Origin of the sequence: Sulfitobacter sp. G21635-S1, from assembly GCF_027213915.1 — a bacterium.
Classification (GTDB): Bacteria; Pseudomonadota; Alphaproteobacteria; order Rhodobacterales; family Rhodobacteraceae; genus Sulfitobacter.
Genome location: NZ_JAPWGV010000010.1, coordinates 49,286 through 65,795, shown reverse-complemented (window position 1 = coordinate 65,795; position 16,510 = coordinate 49,286). Strand labels below are relative to the sequence as shown.

The window sequence follows — 16,510 nt, the reverse complement described above, 5'->3', positions numbered from 1 at the left end:
TTTACCGTCGACAGAAATCGGTGCCTTCAACGCCCCCAGGCCGCTCAACGGTTTGGTCTGGATTTATCCACAATATCTGTTAAGCTTTGCAAAACAATAAAGACTTGAGGGCAGTGATGAACGGGATACGGGCCTCCCAGAGATTTGAAGTCATGTCCAAGCGGCTTGGTAGTCGGTTGCGTGAACATGCGCAGGAAACCTTCCCACCGGACGCTCAGAAGGGCCTCCGACGCTTCGCCATGCGGGAAGCGGCTGAACTGCTTCGCATTAATCAGAATACCTTTCGCCATCATGTGTCAAACCTCGAAGGCTTTCCCGAAGGTGTCCTGGAGGGCGGCAACCGCCGTAGCTTCTCTGCAGAGGAGATGGTCGAGGCACAACGCGTACTTCTCGAGACTGGAAGGATCAAGCCAGAAGAACACCCGCACAGAAGACCGGGAGAGGCTTGTCAGGTCTTGACGATCTTCAACCTGAAGGGTGGTTCGGCAAAGACGTCATCTGTTGCCCATGTAGGACAACTACTGGGTCTGCGCGGCTACCGGGTCTTGCTGATCGACCTAGACAGCCAGGCAAGTCTGACAAACCTGTTCGGGGTTACTCCCGAGCTCGATCCGGATATGCCGACTTCATACGATCTTATCCGATCCGACGATCCATTGCCCGCAGCAGATATCATTCGCAAAACGAACTTCCCGACTGTGGATCTGATTCCAGCATCCATGGACATCATGGAGTACGAGTTCGAGGTCGCCTTGAGCTTCAGGCACGGCGCTACCACGTTCCATAGCCGCATCCGGGAAGCGCTTGAGCCCGTCCTCAACCGATATGATGTGGTGATATTTGACACCCCACCGCAGCTGAACTTCTCTGTGATCTCTGCACTCTTTGCATCAACTGGGGTCCTGATCCCGCTCAACGCGTCGATGCTCGATGTCATGTCGCTGGCGAGCTTTCTGGGCATGGCGAGCAACCTGATGGGCGTCGTCGAGGCACACGCCCCGGAACATGGACTGAACTTCGTGCGCGTTCTGATCACCCGCTACGAAAATACGGATGGTCCGCAGGTGCAGATCTCGTCTCTGCTTCGGACAGTCCTCGGGGATGCCGTGCTGTCTGCCGAGTTCCTGAAATCAACAGCCGTGGGTGATGCTGCGAACACCCAGCAGAGCATCTTCGAGGTCGAACCTCGCGACGTGAATCGCAGAACTTACGAGCGCGCGATCGAGTCCGTCTCGCGCGTGACCGACGAAGTCGAACGCGAAATCCTGAAAGCATGGGGGCGTAGCCATGGCGCGTAAGGTCTTCGGGGACTCACTCAAGAACGCGATGGGCAAAACGCCGCCTTCGGACGAGGATCTGGATGTGAAGCGAACGAGCCCAACTGTAGCTCGCGCACAAGCATCCGTGCTCGAAGAAGATAAACACGCCACGCGGCTGATCGACCCGACCGCCATACGGATGTCCGCGGTCATGGACCGCATCGATCCAAGCGATGGTCTGGATGAGCTTGTCTCTTCGATCCGCGAGCACGGTCAAAAGGTTCCAGTGCTGGTTCGCCGAACCCAGGACGGTGCGCTTGAGATCGTCTATGGACGCCGTCGGCTTCTCGCTTGTCGCCAACTTGGTCAGAAAGTGCGCGCCACGGTCATGGAGATGACCGACGAGGAAGCTCTCATTGCCCAAGGCGTGGAGAATAATGCGCGTCAAGACCCATCGTTCATCGAAAGGGCTCTGTTTGTCGCCGGGATCATTCGAGAACTTGGGAAAACCGACGAAACGCGCAAGAACGCTCAAACGATCGCGTATCGGGCACTTCAGATCGATGAATCGCTCGTCTCGCGGATGAACCGTATCGCTACGGGCATTCCGATGGAACTGATCCAGGCTATCGGACCTGCACACGGTGTTGGCCGACGGGTTTGGGAAAAGCTTTTCAGGCTGTGCGAGAAAGACGTCGCGAGAGCCCAAGAAATTGCCGGCGAAATCCCTCGCAACATACCGGGCCCCGACCGTCTCGAAGCGGCGGTTGCCTTGCTGACAGCCACCAAACCATCGACGCAGAAGACACATCCGAGTGAGCGCGTGAAGATCGGCCGAAAGGGCAACCGCATCACCATCGATGTGGACGCTGATCTTGTCCCTCGTGTTGAGGAGGCAGTCCGGAAGCTGGTCATGGAGCTTCTTGACCGCGGTCAAGACGGGCCAGAGTGACGACCCCGTGTCTTGACCGCGGTCAAGACATCAAAAGCAACGAGCAGAAAACGAAAGGAGGACCGGCTAGAAAAAGAAAGACCCCCCGAAAGCGATGCTTCCGAAGGGCCTCAATCAGTCTCGACACCTGATTGATACCCCCAAAACGAATCGATTTCAACACCGCTCGCGGTGAACGGGGAAGCTTTTTCTTCCGAAACACCATGAGACATGCAACTGAAACAACGACCGCCCTGGCGGAACGGATATCTCTGCCCTGCCCTAACCCCTACGAGCTTCTGGGTCCAGTTCGCGTACTGAGGAAGGAGCTCGGTCTCACAACCAATGACCTCGCCGTTCTGACCGCGCTCATTAGCTTCCTACCCCGCAAAGAACGTGAGATTCAGGACAGCCAGCGACTTACGCTCACTGTCGTGTTCCCGTCGAACGCTTCTCTGTCAGAGCGCGCAAATGGACTCGATGAGAGAACACTTCGACGCAGCCTAGGACGCCTCTCAGCTGCTGAACTAATCGAACGCAAGAACTCAGCAAATGGCAAACGCTTTCCGCTGCGGTATGGAGGCGTTATCAGAGATGCCTTTGGCATCGACCTGAAGCCCTTAATCCAGAGGTACGGCTCGCTCGCGACGCAAGCCTTGCAACTCACCGAGGAACGCGAGCGCTTGCGCTCACTGAAGGCTGAGGCGTTGGCCCTACGAACTTCGCTACTCCAACAGACACGCTTCGATGACGCAAAGCTCTCTACCCTCAACATGATCAGAAATGTCCTGCGTCGAGCAACATTAACCGTTGATGCAGTCCTGAGCGTTATCTCGGAACTTAGAGCCCTCGGAGCCGATACCGACGCAAGCTACGGTGAACACCATGCCGCAGAAAAAGCTGGTTCCGAAGATAATTTACAAGCTATCGAACACCGACGTTATGCACCAGAATCCAACGATCTGCCCGCCACAAACGGACAAAATGTCCGGCACATAGAGTCTATAAAAAAAGATATTAAAAAGATTGCGCCCTCTACGGTCAATCGCAGTGAACAAACCGCAAAAACCAACCCGACGATGAACCGAGACCCAGCACGCATGGCATGGGAGGATTTCACCCATGTTGCAGGATTTTTCCCAGAACCGCCGCGGACAGGAGAAGCCCTTACCCGCATTCTATACGAGCTCGGTCGATTGCTTAGAATAAGACAAGACGAACTTCGGTATGGCATCCAGAAAGCTGGCGCGGGAAAACTGCTTCTCGTCTTCGACTACCTGATAGCAAGAGCAGACACGATCAAACACCCTGACGCCTATTTCGAAAGGATCCTACGCACACAACTTGCTCCCACGTGAACTTCTTGACCGCGGTCAAGAACGATCATCGAGAGGGAAAGGATTGTTGGTTTGAGGGTGACGGGAAGTGAGATCGGGAGAGTGGCTTCCGACGCCCGTCGTGGAGAACATCTGATGACGAAAGCTGTCCAGAAAATCACCCTGTCCCCGTCCCGGGATATCCCTTTCGACAAGCTGGTGCTGAGCCAGTCCAACGTGCGGCGCATCAAGGCTGGCGTGTCTGTCGAGGAACTCGCCGAAGACATTGGCCGCCGCGGCCTCTTGCAGAGCCTGAGCGTGCGGCCCGTGTTGGCTGAGGATGGCACCGAGACCGGCAAGTTCGAGATCCCGGCCGGTGGCCGCCGGTTCCAAGCGTTGTCCCTGCTGGTGAAGCAAAAGCGTTTGGCGAAGACCACGCCCATTCCTTGCATCGTGCGGGATGCTGCGTCCGACATCCTGGCCGAGGACGATTCCCTTGCAGAAAACATGCAGCGCGTCGCCCTGCACCCGCTCGACCAGTTCCGTGCGTTTGTGGCGCTGCGGGACAAGGGTCAGAGCGACGCAGAGATTGCTGCCGCCTTCTTCGTGACGCCGCAGATCGTGAAGCAGCGCTTGAAACTCGCCTCCGTCGCCCCTGCCCTGCTTGAGGTCTATGCCGAGGATGGCATGACGCTGGAGCAGCTCATGGCCTTCACCGTGAACCCCGATCACGCGCGTCAGGTTCAGGTCTGGGATGTGATCCATTCATCCTGGAACAAGGAGCCATTCCAAATCCGGCGCATGCTGACCGAGACCTCGGTCCGGGCGTCCGACCGGCGCGCGATCTTTGTGGGTGTTGAGGCCTACGAAGCGGCGGGCGGCACGATGCTGCATGACCTCTTTCAGGGCGATGACGGTGGCTGGCTCGAGGACCCTGCCCTGCTCGATCGGCTGGTGACGGAAAAACTCCAGGCCGAGGCTGAGACGGTTGCGGTTGAGGGCTGGAAGTGGATCGAGGTCGCGCTTGACCTGCCCTACGGCTACAGCCACGGCCTGCGGTCTCTGTCTGGTGATCCGGCACCGATGACGGATGACGAAGGTGCAGCTCATGCCAAGCTGCTCGCCGAGTACCGAGCGCTCGAGGAGGAATACGCGGATCAGGATGACATCCCCGACGAGATCGACACGCGGCTTGGCGTATTGGAAACGGAGATGGAAAAGATCGAGACCCGGCCGTTGATCTTCGACGCGGAGGAGATCGGGCGGGCAGGGGCGTTCGTCACGCTCGACCGCTACGGCGCGCTGGCCGTCTATCGCGGCTATGTGCGGTCAGAGGATGAGCCTGTTGAGGAGACCGCGGTCCAGGATGGTACTGATCCTGCGGTAGCGGGGCAGGGGGATGATCGTGGTCTCGCCGATGGCCATGGCAGTGCCGCTCATGGCGGAACCGTCATCATGTCGGGTGGCCAGCCGATCGGAGCTGACTTGCCGGAGGATGAGGACGACGGGGCGTTGAAGCCGCTGCCCGAGCGGTTGGTCATGGAGTTGACGGCCCACCGGACGCTGGCTCTGCGTGAAGCGATCGGGCGCTCGCCGGATGTGGCGTTGACGCTGCTGCTGCTGAAGCTGGTGACGGACACCTTCCGCACCTCCTCAGCTTCGGGCAGCTGTCTCGAAGCCTCAGTGCGTCAGGTCTACATGTCGGCGCAGGCGCCCGATCTGAAGGACAGCGTGGTGGCGAAGCTGGTCGACGAGCGTCATGCGGAATGGGAAGCCGATCTGCCGCTTGGCGATGATGCAGCGCTCTGGGACTATCTGACGGTCCTCGATCAGGGCAGTCGGTTGGCCTTGCTGGCGCATTGCCTCAGCTTCGGCGTCAACGCGCTGCATGAGAAGGTGAACCCATACGGTGCAGGCATCTCCGCTGGCGGTCTGACCCGGCGGATGGCGCATTCCGATCTCGTGGCGCGTGCCACAGATCTCGACATGGTCGAGGCGGGCTGGGAGCCGACCGTCGACACCTATCTCAACCGCGTGCCCAAGGCCCGTATCCTCGAGGCCGTGCGCGAGGCGAAAGGGGAGGGGACTGCCCAGCTTCTCGATCACCTGAAGAAAGGCGAGATGGCCAGTGAGGCCGAGCGATTGCTGAAGGGCAGCGGCTGGTTGCCCGAGGTGCTGCGCCGGAACGATCTCGTGGCGCTGGACGATGAGGACAGTGCCGAAGGGCAGGGGGTGGATGTCGAAGTGGCTGACAGCGTCAGTGAAGCTGACCTTCCCGCATTCCTGACGGATGACCTGCCTGCTCAAGGTGCGTCGATGCTGGCCGCGGAATAACGTGATCCAGCGGGGGGGCGGGGATTCCGCCCCCAATCACCCAATAGAGTAACAATATCAATAAGATGAGTGCGAATGCTCGCATTCGGAATGAGGAATCATGTCTGCAACAACCATCATCGACACCGCGCCCCTTGGGGCGCTCATTCGCTACACCGACGGTAGTCCCAAGCCGCCGGCACGCTTCACCAAGAAGCTGGCGGCCTGGGAGCGCTCGAACGGCGTTGGCCGTCTTGTGAAAAAGGAGCCACCCCGACCTTACCCGACATGGACGGCTCCCGCGTCGTTCACGCTGCATGAGGGCAATTTCTCCTCGGACGGGGTGATCCTCGTCACCATCATGCGCAGCCATTCGGCTGACAGCACCCTCGTCTTCGAGGTGGCCGAGGATCCGAAGCCCGGGCAGGTGCGCGTGCTTCTCGACTTCAGCGGCAACACCGAGCTGCTGCATCTGGCGGAATCCATCACCGCGGCCGAGCTTTGGATCGCCAAGGAAGGATACCGCAACGCGCGGCTTGAAATCGTCGGCGATGAACAGGGCGAAAGGGCAAGGGGCGCGGACCTGGCCGCTTGAGCCCAACTGAAACCGAGGGGCCCGCCAAAGTTCGGGCCTCTCATCCATCACAACCCTGTCCTTTGAGTTCGCGGGGCACCAAAGGATCCATCCCCAAAGAAGAAGTCTTCAACCAAGAGCGTGGCCGGGAGGCTGGCGGCGTTCCAAACATCAGCGGGACAACCGGCTCCTGATGTTGGGGGACCATCCCCCGCTCGCCATTCCCTTCCTTGGCCCGAATCCCGTCTTCGAGATCAACCCGCGAGGGGTCGGACTACGGGCAAGCCCGTGCCGCCGGATGGATTCGGGCAAGCCGAACGCACCCGGTGATGTCAGCCAGTCTTCGGGCCTGCGGGGTCCTGTCGCGCGGGGGATGGTCCCCCGCCTCCAAGACAGGAGCCAAACAGATGTCCCGCAAAGATGCTCACGCCTTCGCCGCCTCCCTCGCCGCCACGCTCATGGTCTCGATCGTCGTCTTCCAGGCAGGGGATGGAACCTTCGGCGCCGTCCCCGCCGATGAAATCGACGGCGACGAGGTCGTGATCGTCTCGGAGTACGATCCCTTCGGGTGAGGCTTTGGCCTCACTTCCCGAGGGCCCGGGCACGGCGCAGGTGCGCCTACGGGCCTATCGACGACCAAGTGATCGGTGATGCCGATCTGAGGAACGCGGGCATCCTCCTATCTCGGGCGTATGCGCGAAACGGGTAAATCAGGCGGCGGTGGAGACGGCTCAGTGGTTCTCAATAAGGCGGGCGATCTCGGCCGCATTGGCCCGGATCCATGCCAGAAGGTCCCGGGTCGCGATGAGGCCCGCCTCGACCTTGTCTCGCTCCTCCTCGAATGGGCGCATCGGATTTACGCCGGGCGTCCTGGCGCGAATGGAGAGGCTTTGCCCCGCGGCTTCCACTTGGTAGGGCGTCCCCCTCAGCAGCGCGCTTGACCGCACCACTTCGACCTGGCTTGCCCGATGTGGGAATTGGACATTTGTGTACTTCCAAGCGACCTGGTTTCCGAATTCGTGCCTCAGCCTCATACCGGGAAGCGCCGGGATGTTCATTCCCTCGAAAATGCGGGTGATCGCCTGAGGCCCATTCGTCGAAGGCCGTACCCTAGCATCGGGCAGGATTGCCGAGGCCAGCTGCTCGTAGGCGATTGCGAAGTCCTTTTTTTCGGCCACGGTGCTCGCGACCCAGCCACTCGACGCCCGTTTCCCGGCCAGGGCCTCTAGGAGCTCGATCCGCACCGACAGCCGCCGTGACAGCTCCCCTTCTTCGAGATCGTCGAGCCGACTCTCCAAGAAGGCGATGATCTCCTCGATCGTCACATCTGCCGCGAACGCGCCGTTGTGTTGTAAGCTTGCCATCTTGCCGGCCGGGGCCACTAGCACGGCGGCTGCCCTCTTGGGCCCCAACTTGCAAAGCTGCGCCTGAACTTCGCTGAGATAGGACTCGGCCTGTCCCGTCTGGAAGTCGTCGGCGATCTTGCTCTCCAGCAGCAAACAGGCCAGCTGTTCGCCGCCGGAGAACCAGCCCAGCTCGACATCGGTTTGCCGGCCGTCGAGGCTGGCGCGGACAGGGCTCTTGCGCAAGCGGATATCGCTGGATCGCGGCGGAAGGAAATCTGTCGTGATGCGGCTCAGAAGCCAGTCGCGAAAGTCATCAGAGGACGAAAGCTCTTCGACCAGAAAGTTGTCCAGGTCCCTCTCCCGGACGCTGTCTCGATATGCATTTTCGTTCAACATACAACCCTACCTTCTCCGCTCGATGAAATGATATTTGCCTGGGCTGGCCATCCTGTTAAACGCCGCGGCATCGCTTGCTAATTTTCCTCGAGCAGCATCCTCCAGCTAGTTAACAAATTGACAGTTTCGGGAGGCTCGCTCTGACGAACACGATGGCTTCCAGGCGCAGAAACCGGTCATCAACTGCGCGCCGCACGGCTGTCGGCAAAGGGCTGAGCGCATCGCCCACACCCTCAACTGATAGCTAGGTCACTTGCGGTGCTACCCGCCTCCAACGCCTCCACGAACCACTGCGGTTTGCGCCCCCGGCCCGACCAGGTGAGCGCCGGGTTCTCAGGGTGTCGGTATTTCGCCGCTGCAGGCGCTCGAGAGGATTTTGTCTCGGTGCCGACAAGTTCGGCCAGGGAGTAGCCGAGATCCCGGGCGAGGGCTTCCACCTTGGCGCGGGCTTCCGCCTTCTGCCGATCTTCAAATGTGGAAATCGCCTTGACGACGTCCCTCTGCATTTTCTTCAGCTCGCCGAGCGACAGTGCCTCGAGATCGTAATCAGCCATTGATGCGGTCGGTGTCCTGAATGTTCCGGTATCGATAGACCGCCGCGGCATGGTCCCGCAACTCCCGTAGGCAAGGGGGGCAGGTGACGATGGTTGGTTGATCTGCAGTCTTTGGCGCCAGTTACGGGTGCTGGGCTTGGGTTCAGGCAGTCCCGATTGGCAGGGTGACAGGGTCTGGCATGGGCTCCCCGCGTACTTCTGGCTTCTGGTCCATCCCTTCGACTGACAATCCCCTAATCCCGTTCGTCCTCCTGCGCGCAACCCCGCGTCAGCCCGGGCCGTGTTGGCCGCCTATGGCGTCCTGCCCGCTCCACCCCGGTCCTTTGGGGGTTTCCGGTGTCCGTGCTGTCCACCGTGCACGCGTCACCCGACGGGCTTTTTCCGGGTCTTGTCGAAGGGACGGTCCCGAAGACAGGAAACACAGGAGCTAATCATGCAGAACATCGTCATCCTCGCCGGCAACATCGGTCAAAAACCCGAAACCCGCACCACCCAGGGCGGTACCAACATCACCAACTTCAGCCTCGCCACCTCTCGCCCCCGCCTCTCGGAAGGTCGCGTCCTGCGCGACGAGAACGGCTACCGTGTCATGGACACCGAATGGCACCGCATCACCTGCTTCAACGGTCTCGGCAAGACGGTCGCGGAGCATTGCGAAAAGGGCATGAAAGTCCTCGTCCACGGCCGCATCCACTACACCAAGTGGATCGACAGCATGGGCAACGACCGCTACGGCTGCGAGATCATCGCCGAGAAGGTCGACTTCCTGAGCCGCCCGAAGTCGGCCGAGAACGAAAACCCCGAGCTGGTCGACCGCGACGACGAGATCCCGTTCTGAGAACGGGGTCTTCCCCTTAGGCCCGGCGGGGAAACCCGCCGGGATTGGCCAATCTTGGCTCAAACCGGTCTGGCGCCTCTACAAATTGACCTCTAGCGACCTGCCGCTGACGCAACTTACAACATTTCCAAGATTGAAAGTTTGCATCGCGGGTTTCCGTAGATCGATGTTCAACAAACTTAGGAGTTCCTCATCTGTGTATATGCCATTAGAGTTATCCACAAAAAGAGGTGGAGCAGGATGGCACAGAAATCTGAAATCGAATGGACGGATGCGACATGGAATCCTGTGACGGGATGCACGAAGGTCGGTCCCGGCTGCGAACATTGCTACGCAGAAAGGTTCGCTGAACGCTGGCGCGGTATTCAAGGACATCCATACGAACAAGGTTTCGACTTGCGCCTATGGCCGTCACGCCTTGGGCAGCTCGCACAGTGGAAGAAGCCGCGAATGATCTTCGTCAACTCGATGAGCGACCTGTTCCACAAGGATATTCCGCGTGAGTTCATCGACCACGTGTTCGATGCGATGGAGGCCGCCGACTGGCATGTCTATCAAGTCCTGACCAAGCGCTCATCACTGATGCGCAACTACGTGCGCCGCCGCTACAACGGTGGGCGAGTGCCGTCGCATATCTGGCTTGGCGTGTCCGTCGAGGATGCCGCACACAAAGGGCGGATTGAACACCTTCGGCAGATCAACTCGGATGCGCGCTTCATCTCATTCGAACCGCTGCTAGGCCCGATTGGCGAGGTCGATCTGACAAGTGTTGCTTGGGCGATTGTCGGCGGCGAAAGTGGGCCCGGCGCTCGTCCGATGGAAGCGGCGTGGGCGACCGAATTGCGCGTTGCCTGTGAGCGATACGAAGTTGCTTTCTTCTTCAAACAGTGGGGCGGTGCGCGGCCGAAATCCGGCGGTCGTCTGCTCGAAGGCGAAGAATGGAACGGGTTCCCGTGGCAAATCGTGCCGAAGGCGATCATGGCCGAATTGCAATAGCGAGAGACACGTATGGAAGCAGATTTAGACTTTTACCGCGACCGCGAACAATCATTCATTAAGCACCAGTTCCTGACGAAATACCTCCAAGCAGCGGCATACAAGACGCTGCAAGGCCATTCTCCTACGTTCAATTTCGTAGATGCCTTTGCCGGACCTTGGCGCATATCTGATGACGCTAAGTATTCAGATGCGTCGTTCGATCAGGCAATCAACACTTTGGAAGCTGTTCGCGCTGATCTAGAAAAGCGCGGCGTCGGTGGACTGAAAATTCGCTTCTGTTTCTGCGAACAGCGTCCAGAAGCGGTTGCGCGCCTTCGGGAGTACGCTGCTTCGAAAGGGCGGTTCGAGATACACGTTTTCGAAGGTGCATTCGAAGACAACCTCAATGCGATCGCCGCCAAACTGACTGACGGTTTCACGTTCACCTTCATTGACCCGACCGGATGGAACATTCGTAACGAAGAGGTGTTCCGCTTCCTGCGTGAACAGAATGGCGAGTTCATGCTGAATTTCATGTCGGACCACATCAACCGACATGCTGAATATCACGAGGTTGAGGCGTCCTTCGGGCGGTTCCTAGCGGACGCGGCATGGGCTGATGAGTTCGCGCACCTACCCGCCGGCTGGAGCAACGAGCAGAAGATGCTGTACCTGATGAAGGCCGCGATGCGCTCGAACAAAGTGGCATCATATCTACCCGATTTCTCGATCATGGTGCCGAGGCGCGAGCGAGTGAAGATGCGTCTAATACTCGGTACGCAGAGCCCGTCCGGGTTGGAAGTATTCCGCGACGTTCAAGAGAAGGTCGAGAAGCAGGAACTAGTGATGCGTCACAACCTCCGCGAAGGTGACAGCCCGCAAGTCAGCTTGTTCTCTTCTGCCGACATCGCAGCGATCCAGCAGGAACAGAAAGGCGTCGGGTGCAAAGCGAATAGAAAACGGGCTGAGGAGATAATCGTGAGTTTCCTGAAAGGCCGAATGCGGGCATTTCCTGGCCCGATGTTCAATCAGGCGATGGAGGAAGTTCCAATTCGCCGCAAGCATCTGAACAGTGTCCTTTTGGATATGCGGGAGCGGGGCGTCATCAATTTCGAACTTCCGCCGAGAAAGCGAGTTCCCCAGCCGGATACCGCGATCTTCTTGGTCTGAGAGACCTAAAGCCACGAATAGCGGCTCGCGCCAAGCGCAAGCTGGCCTTCGCATGTTCATCAGACGCCCACCCTCTTCCCAAACCGATTTAGAGTGAGAGAAAGGCTGGTTGCTTTCGCGACAGGTTAAAGGCTGGGAGAGTGGCTTCCGGCGCCTGTCACGGAGGAATACCGATGGGTGTTGTGGAAGTTCTGGATCCGGTCGCACCGGCGCGGGCGGGTGGCTGGAAAGTGGATGTGAGCCGGGGTGAGCGGAACGGGCGGGTGTCGTCCGAATGGTTCAACCGGCCGGATGACGAGCGGTATCTGTCGCTCGATGATCTCTGGGCCAATGTGAAAGGCCGGTCGGAGCGCAGCCGTAGCCGCGTGGTGCAGACGGCGGATATCCGGGTCGAGGCCGCTCGCGACAATCCCGAGCGGTTGCACCTGATGTTGCCGAAGGCGCAAGAACCGGTCGCGCCCACGCATTGGGCCTTCGGCCAGCTTGCCAGCATCGTCGGCGCGCCGGCCTCCTACCTGCGGCAGCTGCCTGCGCCGCTGGCGGGCATCAACCTGCAATATGGTCTGACCAACCACCGCGCCGAACAGGTCAAAACCTTCGAGACCGAAGACGGCCGCACCGAACTGCGCGCCGTGACGGGTCCCGACTATGGCCGCATCCACGATTTCGAACTGGTCGAGGCGGTGCAGCGCATTGCGGGCAATGGCACCGGCGACACGCGCTGGAAGGTGCCGGGCGTGCTGGACTGGTCGACAGGAGTCTACAACACCGATGTCGAAATCAGCCGCGACACGACCACGCTCTATGCCTCGGATCGCGATGTCTTCCTGTTCCTGGTCGATGATCGCAACCCGATCGAGGCGGGCAAGCTGCCGGACGGCTCCCCCGATCTCTACTTTCGGGGCTTCTACTGCTGGAACTCGGAGGTGGGAGCCAAGACCCTTGGCATGGCGAGCTTCTACCTGCGGGCCGTGTGCCAGAACAGGAATCTGTGGGGCGTCGAGGATTTCCGGGAGATTCGCATCCGGCATTCGAAATACGCCGCCTCGCGCTTTGCCCATGAAGCGGCCCCGGCGCTGACGCGCTTCGCCAATTCCTCGCCGCAGGGCTTCGTGAACGGCATCAAGGCCGCGCGGCAGCAGATCGTGGCACGGACCGACGAGGATCGCGCGGATTTCCTGCGCAAGCGGGGCTTCTCGAAGGCGGAGTCCGGCAAGATCATCGAGAAAGTGCTGATGGAAGAAGGCCGCCCGCCCGAGAGTATCTTCGACTTCGTGCAGGGCATCACGCGGCTTGCGCGCGACAAGACACAGCAGGATGCGCGCCTCGACATGGAAGGGCGCGCCAAAAAGCTGCTCGACCGGGTCGGCTGATAGAGCGCTCAAGCAGCGATCGCCCGACACCGAGGCGGTCGCTGTAGCCTTTTTCTCAACATGCACGCCGTTGGCTTTGCCCCGAAAGGGCAGGGGGCGTCGGTGTGCGGATTTCAGCGAGACACCCATGACTCCCCAAGAAGAAACTATCGTCCTCGAGGCCCGTGACATCCTCGGCCGCTACCTCAGCCAGAACCCGGTCATCGGCAGTTGGCAGGCGCTGATGGACTATTGCGCGCTTTATGCCGAGGCTAAGATTATGCCGATGTTCGTTTTTTAGATCGTTGTTTCTGGCGGAGATCGCTGGGAAGGAGTTGGCATAATCAGAGAGCCTCGAGGAAGGCGAGGAGATTGTCAGTTGGCCGGAAGCGGCCGGGCTTCATGGTGATCGGGGCTGTCCTTTCGAGGGCTCTTTCCTTGATCTGCAGATCCGCGTGCAGGTAGATCTGGGTCGTTTCGATCTGTTCGTGGCCGAGCCAGAGTGCGATCACCGAGGTGTCGATCCCGGCGCGCAAGAGGCGCATGGCGGCAGAATGGCGCAGCACATGCATGGAGACGCGCTTTTTTGCCATTGTTGGACATTTGACCTGTGCTTCCGCAACGTATTTGGCCAGCCTGCGCTCAAGCGCATCGCGGCTAAGGGCGCGTCCGGTCTGCGTCGGGAACAGCGGGTCCCTAGGATGACCTGACCGCTCGGCAAGCCACGCCCTCAGGATCGCGATGGTGCCAGATGTGAGCGGCGTGATACGCTGCTTGCGCCCTTTTCCGGTGCAACTGACATGCGCACCTGCTCCGAGTTGGACATCTGCACGGGTCAGCCCGATCAGTTCAGACGCCCGCAGTCCTGTCTGGGCTGCGAGACTGAACAGCGCCGTGTCGCGCCGCCCGGTCCATGTCGCCCGGTCCGGAGCGGCCAGCAATGCATCGATGTCGGCCTCGGTCAACCAGGTCACCAGCCGTCGCTCAAAGCGCTTCGGCGGTATTGCGAGAACGCGTTCGATGGTGGCGGCATGTTCGGGATGGCGCAGGGCTGCATAACGGAACAGGGAACGGATTGCGGCCAGCCGGGCGTTTCGGGTGCGTACCCCATTCTTCCGTTCGCGCTCCAGATGATCGAGGAAGGCACCGATCAGCGGCGCATCAAGATCGTCGATGTCGAGCCTTACCGGTGACTTGCCTTGTCGTTCCGAAGCGAAGACCAGAAGCAAGCGCAGAGTGTCGCGATAGGCTTGGATCGTGTTGGCGCTGACCTGACGCTGGCGGACGAGGCGGTCAGTGAAGAACGCTTGCAGTGTCGTTGCGAGCCCAGTCATGCTTCACCTGCAAGGTGGCGCTCAAGCATGTCACCAGCCAGGCCAAGCAATTCGGGCGCTGCCGACAAGTACCAGTAGGTGTGCTTAGGATCGACATGACCGAGGTAGGTGGCCAGAGTTGCGAGGCCGGAGCCGGGATTACCTGACCGGTACCCCTCGGCGATGGTGCTGACGGCGAAGCTATGCCTTAGATCGTGAATCCGGGGTCGGCAGGTTGCCGAACGTGGAACAATCCCGCAATGATGCAGCAGTTTCTGGAAAGTCGGATGCACGTTACTATAGCGCAGCCGCTTGCCCGTTGAACTACTCAGAAGAACCGGCGCGCCGGAAGGACTCGGACGATCAGCTCGAAGCAGGTAGTTTTGCAAGACAGCGACTGTCGTCGGGTGCAGCGGCAATGCCCGCGCCTTGCCAAATTTGCCCTTCCGGATCGTCACAATGCCGCCGCCCATGTCGAGGTCGTCGCGGTCGAGGCCGATCGCCTCGCCAATTCGCATGCCGGTCACAGCCAGCAAGCCGACCAGCACCCGGTAGGTTGCCTGCACGTGTGTCTTGGGCAGGATATCCGTGGCGCGCATCAAGTCGGCCACCTCCTGCGGTGTGTAGAGATAGGGCGTTGTGCGCCGTCTCCGCGCCGGAAGAAGATCGTCTGGCGGCACTTCGCTCACATCGTCGAGCGTATGCAGGTGCCGGGCGAAGATGCGCACATCGGCCAGTCGCGCGTGGGTCCAGATCGGATCAGCGCCAGGAGGAAGCGTTGCCCAGGCCAGCGCCGTCACGGTCCGGACATGGGTCTCGCCATGATCCTCTGCGAAGGCAATAAACTGGCGGAGACGTCGCTCGACCTGGTCCATCTTGTAGTCCAAGGCGCGCCGCATGCTCAGATAGTCGGCCAGAACTTTGCGCAGATGGCTCATTGCGCATCCTCCGGCCAGGGGCGTGCTATCACGCGCAGGGTATCGTGGTCGACCTTGGCATATATCGCCGTGGTTTGCGCACGGCGATGACGCAAGACTTGCCCGACTTCCGGCAAAGATGCGCCAGCACGCAGCAGTTGCGTCGCCGCGGTATGGCGCAGGCGATGCGCGTGCACCCGCCCGACGCCTGCCCGTAGCGCGGCATCCGCCACGATGGTACTGACCCGAGACGCGCTGAGCGCGTTATAAGGTGCGAAGTGTCGGACGAATGCGGTCCGGCCCCGCGCCTTCGCTGGTCGTGCGTGACGTAGATACTGAGCCAGATAGTGGCCTACGTCCACGGGAAGGGGTAGTCGTTCAAGACAGTTTCCTTTGCCATGCACGCAGATCGTGCCCGCACGCCAGTCAATATCGTCAAGCCCTAGTCTGGAGACCTCGCACCTCCGCAGGCCGAGCCGAACAAGAAGGGTCAGGATCGCCAAGTCGCGGACGCCATTGTCCGAGGTGATATCGCAAGATGTGAGAATGCGCCGCACCTCATCGGGTTCGAGCCCCTTGGGCAGTCCGGCCTGGTGTCGATATGTGACCGTCGGTACTGCCGGGACAAGCGAGCGCCTCAAAACACCCTCGAGATGGAGAAACCCGAAGAAAGATCGCAGCGCCGTGACGGTCAGCTTCGCGACACAGGAATTCACGGAGGGACACCAAGCCACCACGAAGGAGGTGACATCAGAAGAGGTCAGGCTGGCAAGATCGAGATTGCCATCTCTCGTCTGACGATCAAGGAACGGACGCAGGCAATCGACATATCGAAGGATCGCCGCAGCTGTCAGCCCGCGTTCTACTGCCAGGAACCGCGTGTACCGCTCCAGGATTTCACCAGCGGGGCCGTCTTCAACGGGGCTTTCGGCGGGTGGTACCAGCCCCAACCCACGCAGATAGACCAAAATGGCACCCAGTGCTTTGCGCGTCTTCAGCTTGCGGACACCGCCAGCACGGCGGTCGGCCATGAACAGGTCTACTTTGGCCACCGTCAAATCGGACATCGCGAGCTGTTTGCCCTCCAACCAAATGAGGAGGTCATTGAATAGCCTGCGTTGCTTCCAGATCGTGCCGACCCCGTAGCCCTGCCTCTGCAAATCCTCTTCGAGGCCATTGGAAAGGGCCGTGACCGGGTTCGCACTCCGTTTCTTTTTCGGTTCAATCACCATGATATCTCCTCGTTTCGTCGT

The 16,510-nt window shown here is 60.0% G+C and carries 16 protein-coding genes; 11 read left to right on the top strand and 5 right to left on the bottom strand.

The genetic code is table 11. From position 1 onward, the window contains the following. Positions 1 to 152 precede the first annotated feature (152 nt). The 6 genes from repA (at position 153) to O4H53_RS11655 (ending at position 6,965) form a co-directional block, all read left to right on the top strand. Positions 153 to 1,298, top strand: a complete 1,146-nt coding sequence (repA, locus tag O4H53_RS11680; protein WP_157729110.1) for a plasmid partitioning protein RepA — start codon at positions 153 to 155, stop codon at positions 1,296 to 1,298. Beyond that, positions 1,288 to 2,211 (top strand): ParB/RepB/Spo0J family partition protein, encoded by a 924-nt coding sequence (locus O4H53_RS11675; RefSeq protein ID WP_111550028.1) that lies wholly within the window; start codon positions 1,288 to 1,290, stop codon positions 2,209 to 2,211. The genes repA and O4H53_RS11675 overlap by 11 nt, the downstream gene beginning before the upstream one ends. A gap of 203 nt (positions 2,212 to 2,414) precedes the next feature. Next, a complete protein-coding gene (locus tag O4H53_RS11670; RefSeq protein WP_111550029.1) occupies positions 2,415 to 3,548 on the top strand; it encodes a helix-turn-helix domain-containing protein in 1,134 nt (377 codons plus the stop codon). Positions 3,549 to 3,662: 114 nt separating this feature from the next. After that, entirely contained in the window at positions 3,663 to 5,840 is a 2,178-nt protein-coding gene (locus O4H53_RS11665; protein WP_111550030.1) for a ParB/RepB/Spo0J family partition protein, read from the top strand. A gap of 100 nt (positions 5,841 to 5,940) precedes the next feature. Then, positions 5,941 to 6,414: a hypothetical protein gene (locus tag O4H53_RS11660; RefSeq protein WP_111550031.1), complete on the top strand. Its 474-nt coding sequence runs from the start codon at positions 5,941 to 5,943 to the stop codon at positions 6,412 to 6,414. A 386-nt stretch (positions 6,415 to 6,800) separates the two neighbouring features. Then, complete coding sequence (locus O4H53_RS11655) at positions 6,801 to 6,965, top strand: hypothetical protein (protein ID WP_007803240.1); 165 nt, start codon at positions 6,801 to 6,803, stop codon at positions 6,963 to 6,965. 159 nt (positions 6,966 to 7,124) lie between these two features. Here the strand turns inward: O4H53_RS11655 and O4H53_RS11650 are convergent, their stop codons facing one another. Then, positions 7,125 to 8,135, bottom strand: coding sequence for a hypothetical protein (locus tag O4H53_RS11650; RefSeq protein WP_111550032.1), 1,011 nt, complete (start codon positions 8,133 to 8,135; stop codon positions 7,125 to 7,127). A gap of 233 nt (positions 8,136 to 8,368) precedes the next feature. Continuing rightward, positions 8,369 to 8,689 carry an H-NS histone family protein gene (locus O4H53_RS11645; protein ID WP_111550033.1) on the bottom strand — a complete coding sequence of 107 codons (321 nt, stop codon included), beginning with the start codon at positions 8,687 to 8,689 and terminating at the stop codon, positions 8,369 to 8,371. A 433-nt stretch (positions 8,690 to 9,122) separates the two neighbouring features. Between O4H53_RS11645 and O4H53_RS11640 the strand changes: the two genes are divergently transcribed. From O4H53_RS11640 to O4H53_RS11620, 5 genes are all read left to right on the top strand, one after another. Continuing rightward, positions 9,123 to 9,527: a single-stranded DNA-binding protein gene (locus tag O4H53_RS11640; RefSeq protein ID WP_111550034.1), complete on the top strand. Its 405-nt coding sequence runs from the start codon at positions 9,123 to 9,125 to the stop codon at positions 9,525 to 9,527. Between the two features lie 240 nt (positions 9,528 to 9,767). Next, complete coding sequence (locus tag O4H53_RS11635) at positions 9,768 to 10,523, top strand: DUF5131 family protein (protein WP_111550035.1); 756 nt, start codon at positions 9,768 to 9,770, stop codon at positions 10,521 to 10,523. Positions 10,524 to 10,535: 12 nt separating this feature from the next. Then, positions 10,536 to 11,675 (top strand): three-Cys-motif partner protein TcmP, encoded by a 1,140-nt coding sequence (gene tcmP / locus O4H53_RS11630; RefSeq protein ID WP_111550036.1) that lies wholly within the window; start codon positions 10,536 to 10,538, stop codon positions 11,673 to 11,675. 173 nt (positions 11,676 to 11,848) lie between these two features. Next, entirely contained in the window at positions 11,849 to 13,048 is a 1,200-nt protein-coding gene (locus tag O4H53_RS11625; protein ID WP_111550037.1) for a DUF932 domain-containing protein, read from the top strand. Positions 13,049 to 13,175: 127 nt separating this feature from the next. After that, positions 13,176 to 13,328, top strand: coding sequence for a hypothetical protein (locus tag O4H53_RS11620; protein ID WP_240778552.1), 153 nt, complete (start codon positions 13,176 to 13,178; stop codon positions 13,326 to 13,328). A gap of 43 nt (positions 13,329 to 13,371) precedes the next feature. Here the strand turns inward: O4H53_RS11620 and O4H53_RS11615 are convergent, their stop codons facing one another. Genes O4H53_RS11615 through O4H53_RS11605 form a run of 3 tightly spaced genes read right to left on the bottom strand, consistent with a single transcriptional unit; the run spans position 13,372 to position 16,489 of the window. Beyond that, positions 13,372 to 14,361: a tyrosine-type recombinase/integrase gene (locus O4H53_RS11615; RefSeq protein ID WP_111550038.1), complete on the bottom strand. Its 990-nt coding sequence runs from the start codon at positions 14,359 to 14,361 to the stop codon at positions 13,372 to 13,374. Beyond that, on the bottom strand, positions 14,358 to 15,278 hold the full coding sequence (locus tag O4H53_RS11610; RefSeq protein ID WP_111550039.1) for a tyrosine-type recombinase/integrase: 921 nt from the start codon (positions 15,276 to 15,278) through the stop codon (positions 14,358 to 14,360). The genes O4H53_RS11615 and O4H53_RS11610 overlap by 4 nt, the downstream gene beginning before the upstream one ends. Next, positions 15,275 to 16,489 (bottom strand): tyrosine-type recombinase/integrase, encoded by a 1,215-nt coding sequence (locus tag O4H53_RS11605; protein ID WP_111550040.1) that lies wholly within the window; start codon positions 16,487 to 16,489, stop codon positions 15,275 to 15,277. The genes O4H53_RS11610 and O4H53_RS11605 overlap by 4 nt, the downstream gene beginning before the upstream one ends. Positions 16,490 to 16,510 lie beyond the last annotated feature (21 nt).

Bases quoted from the DNA above. Each gene is read 5' to 3' on its own strand.
- O4H53_RS11645 (WP_111550033.1), bottom strand. From the start codon at position 8,689: ATGGCTGATTACGATCTCGAGGCACTGTCGCTCGGCGAGCTGAAGAAA.
- O4H53_RS11625 (WP_111550037.1), top strand. From the start codon at position 11,849: ATGGGTGTTGTGGAAGTTCTGGATCCGGTCGCACCGGCGCGGGCGGGT.
- O4H53_RS11660 (WP_111550031.1), top strand. From the start codon at position 5,941: ATGTCTGCAACAACCATCATCGACACCGCGCCCCTTGGGGCGCTCATT.
- O4H53_RS11665 (WP_111550030.1), top strand. From the start codon at position 3,663: ATGACGAAAGCTGTCCAGAAAATCACCCTGTCCCCGTCCCGGGATATC.
- tcmP (WP_111550036.1), top strand. From the start codon at position 10,536: ATGGAAGCAGATTTAGACTTTTACCGCGACCGCGAACAATCATTCATT.
- O4H53_RS11675 (WP_111550028.1), top strand. From the start codon at position 1,288: ATGGCGCGTAAGGTCTTCGGGGACTCACTCAAGAACGCGATGGGCAAA.
- O4H53_RS11670 (WP_111550029.1), top strand. From the start codon at position 2,415: ATGAGACATGCAACTGAAACAACGACCGCCCTGGCGGAACGGATATCT.
- O4H53_RS11655 (WP_007803240.1), top strand. From the start codon at position 6,801: ATGTCCCGCAAAGATGCTCACGCCTTCGCCGCCTCCCTCGCCGCCACG.
- O4H53_RS11640 (WP_111550034.1), top strand. From the start codon at position 9,123: ATGCAGAACATCGTCATCCTCGCCGGCAACATCGGTCAAAAACCCGAA.
- O4H53_RS11610 (WP_111550039.1), bottom strand. From the start codon at position 15,278: ATGAGCCATCTGCGCAAAGTTCTGGCCGACTATCTGAGCATGCGGCGC.
- O4H53_RS11620 (WP_240778552.1), top strand. From the start codon at position 13,176: ATGACTCCCCAAGAAGAAACTATCGTCCTCGAGGCCCGTGACATCCTC.
- O4H53_RS11635 (WP_111550035.1), top strand. From the start codon at position 9,768: ATGGCACAGAAATCTGAAATCGAATGGACGGATGCGACATGGAATCCT.
- O4H53_RS11605 (WP_111550040.1), bottom strand. From the start codon at position 16,489: ATGGTGATTGAACCGAAAAAGAAACGGAGTGCGAACCCGGTCACGGCC.
- O4H53_RS11650 (WP_111550032.1), bottom strand. From the start codon at position 8,135: ATGTTGAACGAAAATGCATATCGAGACAGCGTCCGGGAGAGGGACCTG.
- repA (WP_157729110.1), top strand. From the start codon at position 153: ATGTCCAAGCGGCTTGGTAGTCGGTTGCGTGAACATGCGCAGGAAACC.
- O4H53_RS11615 (WP_111550038.1), bottom strand. From the start codon at position 14,361: ATGACTGGGCTCGCAACGACACTGCAAGCGTTCTTCACTGACCGCCTC.